Annotated in this window: 12 protein-coding genes; 6 read left to right on the top strand and 6 right to left on the bottom strand. The window is 68.9% G+C overall.

The window, feature by feature from the left end; all coding sequences use genetic code 11:
- Positions 1 to 26: 26 nt before the first annotated feature.
- The 4 genes from QWY84_RS17610 to ada form a co-directional block, all read right to left on the bottom strand.
- Positions 27 to 656, bottom strand: coding sequence for a glutathione S-transferase family protein (locus tag QWY84_RS17610; protein ID WP_290204219.1), 630 nt, complete (start codon positions 654 to 656; stop codon positions 27 to 29).
- Positions 657 to 702: 46 nt separating this feature from the next.
- A complete protein-coding gene (locus QWY84_RS17605; RefSeq protein WP_290204218.1) occupies positions 703 to 1,767 on the bottom strand; it encodes a threonine aldolase family protein in 1,065 nt (354 codons plus the stop codon).
- 62 nt (positions 1,768 to 1,829) lie between these two features.
- Positions 1,830 to 2,732 (bottom strand): DNA-3-methyladenine glycosylase family protein, encoded by a 903-nt coding sequence (locus tag QWY84_RS17600; protein ID WP_290204217.1) that lies wholly within the window; start codon positions 2,730 to 2,732, stop codon positions 1,830 to 1,832.
- The gene (gene ada / locus QWY84_RS17595) at positions 2,729 to 3,796 is read right to left on the bottom strand and encodes a bifunctional DNA-binding transcriptional regulator/O6-methylguanine-DNA methyltransferase Ada (protein ID WP_290204216.1); all 1,068 of its coding nucleotides are present in this window, start codon (positions 3,794 to 3,796) and stop codon (positions 2,729 to 2,731) included. Before ada ends, QWY84_RS17600 begins: the two co-directional genes overlap by 4 nt.
- 320 nt (positions 3,797 to 4,116) lie before the next feature.
- Between ada and QWY84_RS17590 the strand changes: the two genes are divergently transcribed.
- Positions 4,117 to 6,681, top strand: coding sequence for a GcvT family protein (locus QWY84_RS17590; protein WP_290204215.1), 2,565 nt, complete (start codon positions 4,117 to 4,119; stop codon positions 6,679 to 6,681).
- Positions 6,682 to 6,744: 63 nt separating this feature from the next.
- Here QWY84_RS17590 and QWY84_RS17585 read toward each other — a convergent pair whose 3' ends face one another.
- The gene (locus QWY84_RS17585) at positions 6,745 to 7,218 is read right to left on the bottom strand and encodes a Crp/Fnr family transcriptional regulator (protein WP_290204214.1); all 474 of its coding nucleotides are present in this window, start codon (positions 7,216 to 7,218) and stop codon (positions 6,745 to 6,747) included.
- A gap of 82 nt (positions 7,219 to 7,300) precedes the next feature.
- Positions 7,301 to 8,467: a zinc-binding dehydrogenase gene (locus QWY84_RS17580; protein WP_290204213.1), complete on the bottom strand. Its 1,167-nt coding sequence runs from the start codon at positions 8,465 to 8,467 to the stop codon at positions 7,301 to 7,303.
- Positions 8,468 to 8,676: 209 nt separating this feature from the next.
- On the opposite strand from QWY84_RS17580, the gene QWY84_RS17575 reads away from it, so the two are divergent.
- The 5 genes from QWY84_RS17575 (at position 8,677) to QWY84_RS17555 (ending at position 14,399) form a co-directional block, all read left to right on the top strand.
- The gene (locus QWY84_RS17575) at positions 8,677 to 9,882 is read left to right on the top strand and encodes a porin (protein ID WP_290204212.1); all 1,206 of its coding nucleotides are present in this window, start codon (positions 8,677 to 8,679) and stop codon (positions 9,880 to 9,882) included.
- A 2-nt stretch (positions 9,883 to 9,884) separates the two neighbouring features.
- Positions 9,885 to 10,319: a type 2 periplasmic-binding domain-containing protein gene (locus tag QWY84_RS17570; RefSeq protein WP_290204211.1), complete on the top strand. Its 435-nt coding sequence runs from the start codon at positions 9,885 to 9,887 to the stop codon at positions 10,317 to 10,319.
- Positions 10,312 to 12,639 carry a putative bifunctional diguanylate cyclase/phosphodiesterase gene (locus QWY84_RS17565; protein WP_290204210.1) on the top strand — a complete coding sequence of 776 codons (2,328 nt, stop codon included), beginning with the start codon at positions 10,312 to 10,314 and terminating at the stop codon, positions 12,637 to 12,639. The genes QWY84_RS17570 and QWY84_RS17565 overlap by 8 nt, the downstream gene beginning before the upstream one ends.
- Positions 12,640 to 12,774: 135 nt before the next feature.
- Positions 12,775 to 13,665, top strand: a complete 891-nt coding sequence (locus QWY84_RS17560; protein ID WP_290204209.1) for an AraC family transcriptional regulator — start codon at positions 12,775 to 12,777, stop codon at positions 13,663 to 13,665.
- 101 nt (positions 13,666 to 13,766) lie between these two features.
- Positions 13,767 to 14,399, top strand: a complete 633-nt coding sequence (locus QWY84_RS17555) for an RNA polymerase sigma factor (protein ID WP_290204208.1) — start codon at positions 13,767 to 13,769, stop codon at positions 14,397 to 14,399.
- Positions 14,400 to 14,612 lie beyond the last annotated feature (213 nt).

Raw genomic sequence — 14,612 nt, 5'->3', positions numbered from 1 at the left:
GGCACGCCTGCGGGCGGAGACAGGGTTCAGGGCGCCGTCGTGCCGGCGGCAAGCTGATCATCCAGCTCCGTCGCGCGTTGCAGTGCCTCCCGCTCGCGGATGCGCAGCGCGTACGCCTCGAACTCCGGGCGCGGCTCGATGCTGCCGAACTCCAGGCCCCAGGCGATGTGCGCGCCGACGTAGACGTCCGCCGCGGTGAAGCGGTCGCCGGCAGCATGGGCATGCGTCCGGAACCACCCGGCAAGGGTCTCCATGACCGTGGCATAGGTACCGTAGCCCACCATGCGCTGCTTCTCCGCGTCCGGCTCGACACCCAGCACCACGGAGTCGGTGACCGCGGCCTCCAACGGGCCGGCGACGAAGAACAGCCAGCGGTAGTAGTTCGCCCGCTCCTCCGGCCTCGGCCCCAGGCCGGCCTCCGGGAAGGTGTCCGCCAGATACGCACAGATGGCGGCACATTCCGTGACGACGTGATCGCCGTGACGCAGGGACGGCACCTTGCCCATGGGATTGATGGCCAGGTAGTCCGGGGACTTCATGGTGGCACCGTAGTCCACCACTTCCGTCCGGTACGAAGCCCCGATCTCCTCGAGCATCCAGCGCGCAATGCGGCCGCGGGATTGCGGGTTCGTATGAAGAATCAGCTCACCGGTCATGATCTTCTCCTTAAACCAATAATGAGCCACAACGCCGCGGATTCGTCTATCCCCGGGCAACCGCAGCGGCCAGTGCATCCGCAGCACGCAGGCAATCCGCCCGGGTGACGTCGCGGTGCGTGACGGCGCGCATGCGATGCGGCCCCTCCACGCCCATGCGGATGCCCTGCTGCTGAAGCCTTGCGGCGATCGCCTCGGCGGCCTGCGCGGTCCCCGAAACGTCCAGGAATACCAGGTTGGTCTCCACCGGCGACGGGTCGACGCGCACCCCCGCAACGGCCTCGGCCCTGTCGGCCAGAAACCGGGCATTGGCATGATCGTCGGCCAGGGGCTCGACGTTGTGGTCCAGCGCATAAAGCCCGGCCGCGGCCAGTATCCCCGCCTGGCGCATGGCCCCGCCGAGCCGATGCTTCCACAGCCACGCCTCGGCGATGAAACCCGCATCCCCGGCGAGCACGCCGCCTACCGGGCACCCCAGGCCCTTGGACAGGTCCAGCCAGACCGTGTCGAACGGGCCGGCGTAGGTGCCGGCATCGACACCGGCGGCAACGGCGGCATTCATGAGGCGGGCGCCATCCATGTGCAGGGCCAGCCCCAGCTCCCGGGCGGTGGCCGCCACCAACTCGAGGGTTTCGACAGGCCACACCCTGCCGCCGCCCTGGTTGTGGGTCTGCTCCACCGTCACCAGGCGGGAACGCGGCGCCTTGGGCGCTCGCTTGCGGACCGCCGCCCGCAGGTCGGCTTCGCCGAAGACACCGCGGTCCGACGGCACCGGGCGGACGAACGCACCGGCGAGCACCGCGGCCCCGGCCCCCTCCGAGGTGATCACGTGGCTGGCCTCGGCGGCGATCACCTCGTCGCCGGGGCGGCAGTGGACCAGCACGGCGATCTGGTTGCACATGGTTCCCGACGGCAGGAACAGGGCGTCCTCCTTGCCGAGAAGCTGCGCCACCCGGCGGCACAGCGCGTTCACGCTGGGATCCTCTCCCCGCTGCTCGTCACCGACCTCGGCGACGGCCATGGCCCGGCGCATCGCCTCGCAGGGCCGCGTGGAAGTGTCGCTGACCAGATCCACGAAGCCCGCCGAATCCCCTGACATGGTCGCCGCCATGGCGCACTTCTCCCGTTAGGCTCCGGCGCATCGTACCGCCCCGCTGCTGCGGGCGGCACCCGTCACGATTTCATCGCCCACAAGTGGGCGGCCACCAGTGCGCGCCAGGGGCTGAACGGCGCCAGCCAGTCCCGGGTCTCACGCTCACCGGGCATGTCATCACGCCCCAGCAATGCCTGCAGGTTGCGGCGCACGCCCAGGTCGCCCTCCATGGAGCCGTCCAGCCAGCCGAAGCCGCGCATCAGGGCATAGTTCACGGTCCAGGGCCCGACGCCGCTAATGGCCTGCAGGCCGGCGCGAATGTCTTCGACGTCGGGGCTCCCGTTCCCGGGCTCCAGGGGCAGCTCGCCCGCCTCGATCCTTTCGCTGAGCACGCGCATGGTCCGCGCCTTGGTCCGCGACAGGCCGGCATCCCGCAGCGCCTGCTCGCCCATGGCGACCAGCCGCCGGGCATCGGGATAGCAGTACAGGCCGTCCGGATGGACGATCCCGGCGGCCCGGATCAGCCGGCGCCGAACGGACGTGGCCGCGCTGACGCTGATCTGCTGGCCGATGATCGCCCAGGTTACCGCCTCGAAGGGCGTGGCGGTCTGCGCCACGCGCAAGCCGGGATTGGCCGCGATCAGCGGGCCGAGCCACGGATCCGTTGCGTGGCTGCGCTCGAACGCCTCGACGGGCTGCGTCAGGCCGAGCATCCGCCGGGCCAGGCCTTGCAGGCGCTCCTCGTCGCCCGGCTCGAACGCACCCAGGATATCGACCTCGACGGCAGCGCGCCCCTCGGCGAACGAGACATGGAGACAGGCGGGCTGCCCGCGCCAGGCCAGGCCCTTGGCAAGGGTCGCGCCCTCGACACGCTCGGCCGCTTGTTCCGGGTCGCGGCGATGAAAGCTCATGACATCCGGGTAGCGGTAGCCGGCCGGCAACGCCAGGCCGAAGCGCACGGCGGCCCGGGCGCTCGACGTCATTCAGCCGCCTCCCGGTCCAGCAGGGCGCGCTTGCGCTCCACCCCCCAGCGGTAGCCCGACAAACCGCCGTCGTTGCGAACCACGCGGTGGCACGGTATCGCCACGGCGAGCGGGTTCGCCGCGCAGGCGCCGGCCACGGCACGGGCGCTGCCGGGCGAACCGATATGCTCGGCGATCTGGCGATAGCTGCGCGTCTCGCCGGGGGGAATCTCCTGGAGCGCGGCCCACACCCGGCGCTGGAACGCCGTCCCGCGGATGTCCAGGGGCAGTTCGAGGCCGACTCCCGGAGCCTCGACGAGGCCGACCACCTGCGCCACCTCCTGCTCGAACGCCGCATCGCCGCCGACGAGGGTCGCCGCCGGGAACCGGTCCTGGAGATCCCGCACCAGCCTGTCCGGATCGTCCCCGAGGCTGACGACGCAGATCCCGCGCTCGGTGCGGGCGACCAGGATCGCTCCCAGGGAACACGCACCCACCGCGAAGCGGATCTCCACGCCCCTGCCTCCGGCCCGGTACCGGCCCGGCGTCATGCCGAGGATGCCGTCCGACTCGGCGTAGAACCGCCCGCTGGAGCTGTAGCCCGCCTCGTACATCGCCTCGGTCACGGAACCGTTGCGTACCAGGGCCTGCTGCACCCGTCCGGCACGGTGAGCCGCACCGTAGGCGCGCGGCGTCAACCCGGTAACGGCCTTGAAGGTCCGATGCAGGTGGTGCGGGCTCCAGCCGGCGCGCTCGGCCAGCTCCGCCAGCGTCGGCTGCCGCTCGGCGGTCTCGATGATGCGGCACAGCGCCTCGACAGTGGCCGCGCGCTCCTCCGCCCTGCCGGTCCCGTCCGGACGGCAGCGTCGGCAGGGACGAAACCCGGCCGACGCTGCCTCCCGGGCGGTGTCGTAGAAGCGGATGTTCTCCGGGCGTGCCAGGCGGGAGGGGCACGTGGGGCGGCAGTAGACCCCGGTGGTCACCACGGCGTAGACGAACGCGCCGTCGGCCTCGGGACTGCGGGCGGCCAGCAGCGGCCACCGCGGGTCCGCCAGGGTCGCATGCTGCCGTTGTGTCGTGGACATGATCATCTGCGCTGTCTCCTGCATCCGGGTTCCATGCACCCCCGGATCGTAGCCCCCTGCCCGGCCGTCATCACTCCGCGTCTTGCTCCCGAATTCGCCGTGCCGGCGCGTCGACGCCGCCGGGTCGCGCCGATGTCCGCCATTGAACAGTAGCCTGCGCTCAGAGAACAGTAGCCCGCCTCGCCACTGGTAACAATCATCCGTGTGCAGCGCAGAGACAGGATTCGTTGCCGCCCCGGACGGCTTGTCTGCGCGAGCGCTCGATGACGTGAACCAAACCAGAGAATTGGCGCCGCTGGTGCCAATGGGAGAATCAGGCAATGGCGAAGTTTCCCAGTACCGCGAACGTCGTCGTGATCGGCCAGGGCGGAATCGTCGGTGCCTCCGTGGTCCATCACCTGATCGAGCGGGGGTGGGACGGCATCGTCGGTATCGACAAGTCCATGATCCCGACGGACGTCGGCTCCACGTCGCACGCCTCCGACTTCTGCTTCATGACCTCGCACGATCACATGACGTGCTACACCACCACCTACAGCGCCGAGTTCTACGACAAGCGCGGCCACTACCAGCGCATCGGCGGCATGGAGGTGGCCCGCGTCGGTGACGACGAGCGCATGGAAGAGCTCAAGCGCAAGGTCGGCTCCGGCAAGGCCTTCGGCACCAACGCGCAGCTCATCAGCGCGGGTGAGGCCAAGGAGCGCATGCCGCTGCTCAACGAGGAAATGATCCAGGGCGCCCTGTGGGACCCGGACGCGGGCCTGGTGATTCCCCGCTCCCAGCAGGTCGCCGGCGAGCTCGTCGAAGAGGCCAAGGCCACCGGCCGGCTGCAGGCGTTCGCCAATACCCCGGCCACCGCCATCGATATCCAGAATGGCCGCATCTGCGGCGTGGAGACGCCCCGCGGGTACATCGAGACCTCGCGCGTGGTCGTTTGCTGCGGCATCTGGGGGCGGCTCATCGCCGAGATGGCCCAGCAGGACCTGCCCATGATGCCGGTGGAGCACCCGCTGCTGTGGTTCGGCCCCTACGAGGAGTTCAACGGCACCGGTTACGAGATCGGCTACCCGCTGCTGCGGGATCAGGGCAATTCCGCGTACCTGCGCGACACGGGCGACCCGGTTACCAGCGAGGGCGGCTACATCGAGTGGGGCTACTACGAGGAGAAGGCCCCGCGCCTGATCCATCCGCGCGACATCCTGGAGAAGGAGCAGGCGCGGCTGTCCCCCTCCCAGCACGACCTGGACGTGGAGCAGATCATGGAGCCCCTGGAGCGGGCCATGGAGCTGACACCGATCCTCGGCGAGCTCGGGCTGGACGAGAAGCGCTCGTTCAACGGCCTGCTGTCGGTCACCGCCGACGGCGGCTCGGTCATCGGCGAGTCGCCCCAGACCGAAGGCCTGTGGTTCTGCGAGGCCATCTGGGTGAAGGACGGCCCCGGCGCCGGCAAGGTCCTGGCCGACTGGCTGACCGACGGCCGCACCGAGATCGACCACCACGGCATCGATGTCGCGCGCTTCTACCCGATCCAGAACACGCCTTGCTACGTCCATGATCGCTGCTACGAGACGGCGTTCAAGATCTACAATCCGCCGGTCCATCCGCGTGAGCCCTACGCCATGGCCCGCAACCTGCGCCGCAGCCCGTTCTGGCCGCGGGAGCAGGAGCTGGGCGGCTACTTCATGGAGGCCGCCGGCTGGGAGCGCGCCCACGGCTATGCCGCCAACGAGCACCTGCTGGAGCATTACGGCGACCGCGTCCCCGAGCGCGCCAACGAGTGGGACGGCCGGCACTTCTGGCGGGTGTCCAACGCCGAGCACCTGGCGCTGTCCGAGAACGTGGGCATGATCAACCTCTCCCACTTCGCCATCTTCGACGTCTCCGGGCCCCACGCCGAAGCCCTCATGGAGTACGTCTGCGTGGCCAAGGTCGGCGGCAACACGCCCATCGACAAGGGCGTCTACACCCACTTCCTGGACCACGAGGGCGGTGTCAAGGCGGATCTCACCGTCATCCGGCTGGCCGAGGACCGCTGGCGGGTGATGTGCGGCGGCGATACCGGCCATCGCGACTACGTCTGGATGAAGCGCATGGCCTCGCACCTGGGCCTGCACGCGTACATCGACGACCGCACGGACCACCTGGCCTGCCTGGGCCTGTGGGGCCCCAATGCCCGGACCACGCTGCAGTCGGTGGCGGATCACCCCGAGGGCCTGGACGATGACAAGTTCCCGTTCGCCACGGCCCGGCAGATCACCATCAAGGGCATGCCCGTCTATGCCTTCCGCATCTCCTACGTCGGCGAGCAGGGCTGGGAGCTGCACGTACCCTTCAGCTACGGCCTGTCCCTGTGGGACCTGCTCTTCGTGCAGGGGGTCACGCCGGTGGGCATCGAGACCTACGCCAACAGCCGGCGCCTGGAGAAGAGCCTGCGCCTGCAGAACGTCGACCTGCTCACGGAGTACAACCTCTGCGAGGCCGGCCTGGCGCGGCCCAAGGTGAAGGCGGCGGACTTCCACGGCAAGGAGGCCTACCTCGCCCAGCGGGAGCGCACGGTCCAGCCGGCGTACCTGTGCACCATGACCCTGGTGGACAACGTCGACAGCAGCGGAACCGCCCGCTACCCGGTGGGGCAATGGCCTCTGCTCGACCCGGAGACCGGCAACGTCCTCGTGGACGACCTGGGAAGGCGCTCCTACACCACCAGCGTCGCCTTCGGGCCGTCCGTGGGCAAGACCATCGCCCTGGGCTACCTGCCGCAGAGCTACGCCGAGGAGGGCCGGCAGCTGCTCATGGAGTACTTCCACGAGCACTACCCGGTGCGCATCGAGGCGGTGGGCTACCGAGCGCTGTACGACCCGGACAACGAGCGGCCGAAGACGTAGTCATCGGCGGACCGCGGGGCGCAAGCCGAGGGTTGCGCCCCGCGGAGTCCGGCTTACAGGACGCTAGGCGAAGCCGGGCGGATTCCACTCGTCCATCATCGTGCGCCGGGCGGATTCCAGGCGCTCGGTCATGAGCACGGTAAAGCGCTTGAGCAGCGCATAACCGAATGCCGGATCGTCTTCGCAGCGCGCGAGAATGGCCTCGCCGTCGAACTCCAGCACCGTTGCGTCGGCCTCGGCACGGGCCATGAACGTCCACCGGTACGGCGCGATCATCCACGACCACCCGAGGATCTGTCCCTGCTGCAGGCGCTGGAGCTCCAGGGACGGGCCGGCAATGGCCGGGATCTCCACCAGCACCTCGCCGCCCTGGACCAGGTAGAACGTGGATGCCCGCTCGCCTTCGCGGAAAAGCACTTCCCCCCGCGGATAGGCACGCTCCCGTGCGTGCTCACCGAGGAAACGGATGTACGCCGGATCCAGGCCGGCGAAAAACGACTCCTGCGACAACGCGTTGACCACCGTGGCGTCCGTCATCGGGTCCTCCCTCCGCACATGCAGGACTCCTGCAAGCATGGACCAAACCAGCGCTCATGCCACGGGGGTCGCGACGCCCTTGTCACTCCGCGTCCTGCTGGAGGCCGAACGGTGCCCCGTGCTCCTGCCACTCGGCGTCCGGCACGATGACGATCTTGCCCAGGTAGTTGTTGCCCCTCTCGACGAAGTACCGCTCGGCCTCGTGCAGGCGGGACAGCGGGAAGGCGGCGTGCAGGACCGGCCGCAACTGCCCGGAGCGGATCCAGGCGACGAGCTGCTCCGCCTCCTCCCGGGTACCGTGGGAGACGCCGAAGATCTGCACCTGGTACAGGTAGATGCGCGTCCACATGATCTCGCTGACATTGCCCGCGCTGGCCCCGGCGATGCTCAGCCGCGGGTAGGTGCTGCGGCGCTTCATGTCGAAGATCATGGTGTCGATGAAGCGGTCGGTCATGTCGCCGCCGGCCAGGTCCATCACGGCGTCGATGGGCTGGTCGTTGGTGACCGCCCGCACCTTGTCGGCGAAATCCTGCATGTCCGAGCGATCCAGCACCGCCTCGGCGCCCAGCTCCAGCAGCGCATCGGCCTTGTCGCGCTGGCTGAGCGCGTAGGGGATGGCGCCCATGACCCGGCAGAGCTGGATCATGGCGGTCCCCACGCCGCCGCTGGCCCCTGTCACCAGCACCCGCTCGCCGCTGGTCACGCCGGCGGCATTGAGCATGTGCAGGCCCGTCTGGTACGAGCACATGCCCATGGCGGCGAGCTCGGCATCCGCCAGGCCGGGATTGTCCACGGCGTGGAACTGATCCGACGGCACGGCGATGTACTCCGCGAAGCCGCCATCGGCACCGTGGCCGTAGTAGTCGGGCGTGAGATTGATGTCCCGGCGGTGGTCGGCATAGAGGTTGAAATCCAGCAGGCCGCGCTCGCCGATCCGGGCCGGATCGACGCCCTCGCCCACGGCCGCCACGCGACCGGCCACGTCCGCGCCCTGGATGCGCGGGAAGGTGAACGTCGCCGTCCCGCCGACCTGGAACGACACCGTGTCGCCCTTGTCCTTGACCGGGTAGAGGCCCTCCCGCGCCTTGCGGTCGGTGTTGTTCTTGGCGGTGGCCGTCACCTTCACGAGGACCTCCCCCGGCCCCGGCTGCGGCGTGGGCCAGTCCTCGCGGTACTCCAGCTTGTCGATGCCGCCGTGGCCGGTCAGCACCATCGCCGCCATGGTCTCCGGCACAGTATTGGACGCCATTCGCTGCCTCCTTCCATTACTCGCCTTGCCAGGATCCCGCGACGATAACGCAATTTCGTAGGCTCGGCAGTCGGAGCGCAACCGCCTGCGCAGCCGGCGGGTTTCGCGCGCCGACAAAACGAACGGATAAGGCGATCCGCCGATACCATCACACCGGAGCTTCTCCTGCGCCTGCTAACGTGCGGTTATCGACACGTACGGATTCACCCATGATATCGAAACCGGGGATTGCGGTAACGGCCGCGCTACTGCTTTACGCGGCGGCCGCATCGGCGCAGGGCGCGCCGGAGCTGTCGTTCAACGGCTTCGGCACCCTGGGGGTGGTCCATTCGGACGAGGACCAGGCCGATTTCGTCTCCGACCTGTTCGCCCCGGACGGAGCCGGCTACACCCGCAACTGGAGCCCCGAGGTCGACAGCCGGCTCGGCCTGCAGCTGACCGGCGAGATCACGCCGCAACTGACCGGGGTCGTGCAGGTCATCGCCGAGCAGCGCTACGACGAGACCTACCGGCCAACCGTGGAGTGGGCGAACCTCAGGTACGACGTCACGCCGGACCTGAGCCTGCGCGCCGGGCGCATGGTGCTGCCGAACTTCATGGTCTCCGAGCACCGCAAGGTGGGCTACGCCAACCCGTGGATCCGTCCGCCGCAGGAGCTCTACCGCACGGTGCCGGTGACCAACACCGACGGCATCGGGCTTAGCTATCGCTCCCGCATCGCGGGATTCACCAACACCGTGCAGGCCCGGTACGGCCAAAAGGACGCGGAACTACACGGGGATATCGAGACGGAGGCCCGCAACGGCCTCACGGTGGCGAACACCCTGGAGAGCGGCGCCACCAGCCTGTTTGCCAGCTACAACCGCTCCCGCCTGACCATCGACGCGTTCAACCCGCTGTTCGACGCGTACCGGCAGTTCGGCGCCGAGGGGGAGGCCATCGCCGACCGCTATGACGTCGACGACAAGCGCTTCGAGGTCGTCAGCGTCGGGGCCCGCTACGATCCGGGCGACTGGTTCGTCATGGGCGAGTGGTCCGCGACCGAGAGCCGCACCTTCATCGGCGACAGCCGCAGCTGGTATGTCTCCGCCGGATATCGGTTCGGCGCGATCACACCCTACGCCACCATCGCGCGTACCCGGGCCACCAGCGACACCTCGGACCCCGGCCTGGACAACCCGCAGGCGCAGGAGCTCAATGCCCGGCTGAACGTCTTCCTGGGCTCCGCGGCGGAACAGAAAAGCGTTTCCGTCGGCGCACGCTGGGACTTCGCGCGCAACTTTGCGCTGAAGGTCCAGTACGACCGGCTCGATCTCGACGAGGGCTCCCGCGGCGTGCTGATCAACGAGCAAGCCGGCTTCCGGCGCGGCGGAACCGTGAATCTGTTCAGCGCCGCCCTCGACTTCGTGTTCTGACCATGACAGGTTTGCCGAAACAGTTGCTGACCACCCTCTGCGGCCTCGTCTGCAGCCTGATGATCGGCACCGCCGCCGCCGAGATCGTCGTGGTGGTCTCCAGGGACAATCCCGTGGACAGCCTCAGCCGCACCGAGCTCGCAGACATCTACCTGGGGCGGATGGACCGGTTCCCCAATGGCGATCCGGCGATGCCCATCGACCAGGCGGAACGCTCGCCTGCACACGACGCGTTCTACAATGACTACCTGGGTCGATCCCCGGCCCAGATCAAGGCGCACTGGTCCAGGCTCATCTTCACCGGCCGCGGGCAACCGCCGCGGTCGCTGAAGGATGGCGACACCGTGGCCGAGTTCATCGCGGACAACCCCCGGGCCATCGGCTACGTCGACCGCAGCATGGTGGGCGAGCAGCTGCGGGTGGTGACCATTGAGTAGCGCTCCGGAGCAAGCGAGCCGGGCGACGGTCCAGGGACAGGAGCGTGCCGGCGCACGAGGCTGGCTTTACCGGCTCACCGACCCGCGGGTGCTGTTCACCGGGATCGCGGTCTTTCTCCTGGCCGTGATCTGGGGCACCGCCCTGAACTTCGCCGCCAAGGAACGCACCGCGGCCACGCGTACCGCCGGGACGCTCACGGAGGATGTCGCGAATACGTACGAGGCGCAGGTGGTACGCGCACTGCGCGAGATCGACCACACGCTGAAGCTGGTCCGCTACGAGCTGGAAGACCGGCCGCCGGGGGAGGTCCTGGAGGATCTGGGGGCGAACGGTCTTCTGCTGCCGGGACTGCTGTTCACCGTGAGCATCGTCGACGCCGACGGTGACGTCGTTGCCACCAATGGCGACGCCAGTGGGCGGAACGTGGCGGAGCTCGACTTCTTTCGCGAGGCGCGCCAGGCCGACGGCATGGCCGTCGGCCTGCCGCGGCGCGACGCTGACACCGGCGAGCAGCGACTGCATTTCGCCCGGTCATCCGGATCGGACGGCTCCGGTTTTCCAGGGGTGGTGATGGTATCCGTGCACGCCGGCTACTTCGTCAGCGGTTACGAGCCGAGCCTGCTCGGCGAGCAGGGCGTACTCGGCCTGGTGGGCACCGACGGGGTTTTTCGCGCGCGCCGCACCGGCGACGCCGTGTCCGCGGGAGAGGTCATCGACTACGAATCCCTGGTAGCGGACGATGGCGACGGCTCCGCCCGGGTGCGGGTCAACCCCTGGGACGGCGTACGGCGCTACACCGTGGCCCGGAAACTCTTCGAGTTCCCCGTCGCCATCGTGGTGGGGCTCTCCCGGGCAGAGCAGCTTGCCGCCGCCGACCAGCTGGCGCGCTCCTACATGTGGCGCGCGGGCGCTGCCAGTGTGCTGGCACTCGCCGTCGTGGCCCTGCTGGGCCGACTGACCTGGAAGCTCCAGTGGGCACACGCCCGCGTTACGGAGGAGCGGATCGCGCACGCCCGGCGGGTGGAGTATCTGGCCTACCACGACAATCTCACCGACCTGCCCAATCGCGCGTTCTTCAGCCGCCTGCTGACCGAGAAGATGCAGCATGCGCGCCGCTACAGGAAGAACCTAGCATTGCTGTTCCTGGACCTGGACCGGTTCAAGACCATCAACGACTCCCTCGGCCACGACGCCGGCGACGAGCTGCTCCAGGAGATGGCGCGGCGGCTGCGCAACGCCGTGCGGGACAGCGATACCGTCGCCCGCCTCGGCGGCGACGAGTTCGTCATCCTGCTGCCGGAGGTCACCTCCCCCGCCCAGGTGCCCCCCGTGGCGGAGAAGATCCTGGCCGCTGTCGGCAAGCCGTTCACGCTGGTCGGCCAGGAGTTCCGCGTCACGGTGAGCATCGGCGTCACCCTCTATCCGGACGACGGCGAAGACGAGCAGACGCTCATGAAGAACGCCGATGTGGCCATGTATCACGCCAAGGAGCAGGGCAAGAACAACTTCCAGTTCTATTCCGAGGAGCTCAACGCCGACTCGCTGGAGCGCCTCGCCCTGGAATCCAGCCTGCGCAACGCGCTGGAACGCTGGGAGTTCCGGCTGTTCTACCAGGCCAAGCAGAGCTCGTCGGACGGACGCATCACCGGCATGGAGGCGCTCCTGCGCTGGGAGCATCCGGAGCTCGGCCTGATCCCGCCGCTGCAGTTCATCCCGCTGGCCGAGGAAACGGGGCTCATCGTCCCCATCGGGCGCTGGGTGGTCCGCAGCGCATGTCGGCAGAACGTCGCCTGGCAGAACGAGGGTTTCCCGCCGCTGAGCATGGCCATCAACCTCTCGGCACGGCAGTTCCTCGACGAGAACCTGCTGGACGATATCAGGAGCGCCCTGCGCGAGACCGGCATGGACCCCCGGCTGCTCGAGCTGGAGATCACCGAGAGCATGATCATGCGGGACATGCAGCAGACCATCCATATCCTGAATGATCTCAAGGCGATGGGCGTGCGCGTTGCCATCGATGACTTCGGCACCGGCTATTCGTCGCTGTCGACGCTGAAGGAATTCCCCCTGGACACGATCAAGATCGACCGGTCGTTCACCCATGACATCGTACGCAGCGCCGAGGACAAGGGGCTCACCGACGCCGTCATCGCGGTGGGCAAGAGCCTGAGCCTGACCGTTGTCGCCGAAGGCGTCGAGACCGCGGAGCAGGCCGAGTACCTGCGCTCGCGCTCGTGCGACGAGTTCCAGGGGTTCTATATCAACGAACCCCTGCCGCCCGCGGAGTTCGCGCAGCTGGTCCGCGGCAAGATGCGCTGACGCGCCCGCGCACCGACGAGGGCAGCTTCCCGTTGCGGGCCGGAAGCCGCGTGACGGACTCGCGCCGGACAATTCTGCCGACTATCCTTGGTGGAAGGATTGGCTGGCCTTTTCGTACCGGGGGGCCTGATTGCGATGGATCACCAGTCCAGCCTCGCGGCGTACTTCGTCGAGGGCCCGCAGCGCCGGCATCTTCGCGAATGCCGTCAGGCGGACCACGGCGCGGTGACCATGCTCGATATCAGCCAGCCCGCCGGCGACATGTCAGCCTCCCCCCTGGCGGAGCTCGTCATCAGCCCGTCGCTGGGGCGACCGTTCCCCTTCTGCTGCGATTTCGGCGCGGGTGCGTTCCGCGGCAACGCCCTGCCCATGGATTTCGCGGTCATCCCGCCGGGGGCCGACATCGCAGCGACCATGGGGGCGCCCAGCACCCTCCGCTTCCTGGGGATTCCGCCGGCCACGGCGCGCCAGCACCTGGAGCTGGACGCCGGCGAGCCCATCGACCTCGGTGGCCTGCATGCACGCCTGCACCGGGACCCGCTGATCACCCACGGGCTGGAGCTTCTCTGGCAGGAGCTCGCACGCGGCGACCACACCTCGCGTTTGTTCATCGATACCATGGTCTGCACGCTGCTCACCCGCCTCGCCCGCCTGGCGTCCGACCATCGGGGCGGCGCGTCCCGGCCCCGCGGCGGGATGGCGCAGCACGCTTCCAGGCGGGTGATCGAGTACATGCAGGCTCACCTGGCCGGGCCCGTCAGCCTGCACGAGCTGGCGGAGGTGGCGGGCCTCTCGCCCTATCATTTCGCCCGGGCTTTCCGCGAGACGCACGGCATGCCGCCGCACCGCTACCTGGTGCATATGCGCCTGGAACAGGCCCGCGAGATGCTGTCCCGAACCGGGCTGTCGGTCACCGAAATCGCCGCGGCCTGCGGCTACTCGCCCCAGCACCTGGTCCGCTGCTTCCGCCGCTACACGGGCATGACGCCCAGCGCCTACCGGCACACCGTACGGCGCAGTCACTGACCCACCGCAATCCGTGTTCATCGGCAGCAAGAATGCTGAAGCGGCGAACGGGGCAACCGCCTACAATGCCTGGCGTCGGCCTGCGCCAGGAATCGCCCACCATGACGGACCCGAAGACGACTGACGGCAACGCCCCGTGGCAGCGACGACAATGGTTCGGCGATACCGTCATCCGGCTGCTGGACCGTCTCTACGGCACGGCCCGGCGGCTCACCGGGGACCGGACTCGGGCCGAAGACCTGGTCACCGAGGCCGTCGCCCGGGCCTGGGCCGGGCTGGAGGCCCCGCTGCAGGACACGTCTCGCCTCGAGGACCGGCTGCTCCACGTTCTCAGCAGCACTTTCATTCGCGACCTGCGCCAACGGCGCCGCCATGATGCCGCCGGGGCCGACGGCGAAGCCCGGCCGGGTGACGGTGACGCCCCCGAGCGTTGCCCGCCTCCGCGGCAGCGACACGGGTCCTTCCCAACCGGGTGGGGGGCGCAACGCGACCGGCTTGTCGATTCGTTACACTGGGACGATGTCGCCCGCGCCGTGGACGCACTCCCGGAGGACGAGCGCGTCGTCGTGGTCCTCGTGGAGATGCAGGGATACCGCCGTACAGAGGCGGCGGAGATGCTGCAGGCCCCCGCCGGTGCGGTGCAAGCGCAACTTGACCGCGGCCGGGCAAGACTCCGGGAGGCGCTCCGGCGGCTCGCCGACGATACCGCCGGCCCCGGGCCGGCATCCCCGTGACGACACGGCGTCGCGCGGCCGTGCCCGGTACCCATAATGCCCCGCCCCACTGCCAGCCGCCTCGCCGCGGCGCTCCATGCGCCCTTTGACGCCGGCGGGCCCGAAGCCCTGCAATAACCACCGTCCATCGCCGGGAACCATTTGCCATGGCGCTGCGTCCTTGCCGCAACCGCGGCGGTAATTCCACCGCTGCGGCCCGAGACGACACAACAC

It is taken from the genome of Aquisalimonas lutea (assembly GCF_030409225.1).
Classification (GTDB): Bacteria; Pseudomonadota; Gammaproteobacteria; order Nitrococcales; family Aquisalimonadaceae; genus Aquisalimonas; species Aquisalimonas lutea.
Note: the sequence above shows the minus strand (reverse complement) of the source record. Positions and strands in the feature narration are given on the sequence as shown.

Bases quoted from the DNA above. Each gene is read 5' to 3' on its own strand.
- QWY84_RS17605 (WP_290204218.1), bottom strand. From the start codon at position 1,767: ATGGCGGCGACCATGTCAGGGGATTCGGCGGGCTTCGTGGATCTGGTC.
- QWY84_RS17610 (WP_290204219.1), bottom strand. From the start codon at position 656: ATGACCGGTGAGCTGATTCTTCATACGAACCCGCAATCCCGCGGCCGC.
- QWY84_RS17600 (WP_290204217.1), bottom strand. From the start codon at position 2,732: ATGACGTCGAGCGCCCGGGCCGCCGTGCGCTTCGGCCTGGCGTTGCCG.
- ada (WP_290204216.1), bottom strand. From the start codon at position 3,796: ATGTCCACGACACAACGGCAGCATGCGACCCTGGCGGACCCGCGGTGG.
- QWY84_RS17580 (WP_290204213.1), bottom strand. From the start codon at position 8,467: ATGGCGTCCAATACTGTGCCGGAGACCATGGCGGCGATGGTGCTGACC.
- QWY84_RS17555 (WP_290204208.1), top strand. From the start codon at position 13,767: ATGACGGACCCGAAGACGACTGACGGCAACGCCCCGTGGCAGCGACGA.
- QWY84_RS17585 (WP_290204214.1), bottom strand. From the start codon at position 7,218: ATGACGGACGCCACGGTGGTCAACGCGTTGTCGCAGGAGTCGTTTTTC.
- QWY84_RS17560 (WP_290204209.1), top strand. From the start codon at position 12,775: ATGGATCACCAGTCCAGCCTCGCGGCGTACTTCGTCGAGGGCCCGCAG.
- QWY84_RS17575 (WP_290204212.1), top strand. From the start codon at position 8,677: ATGATATCGAAACCGGGGATTGCGGTAACGGCCGCGCTACTGCTTTAC.
- QWY84_RS17590 (WP_290204215.1), top strand. From the start codon at position 4,117: ATGGCGAAGTTTCCCAGTACCGCGAACGTCGTCGTGATCGGCCAGGGC.
- QWY84_RS17570 (WP_290204211.1), top strand. From the start codon at position 9,885: ATGACAGGTTTGCCGAAACAGTTGCTGACCACCCTCTGCGGCCTCGTC.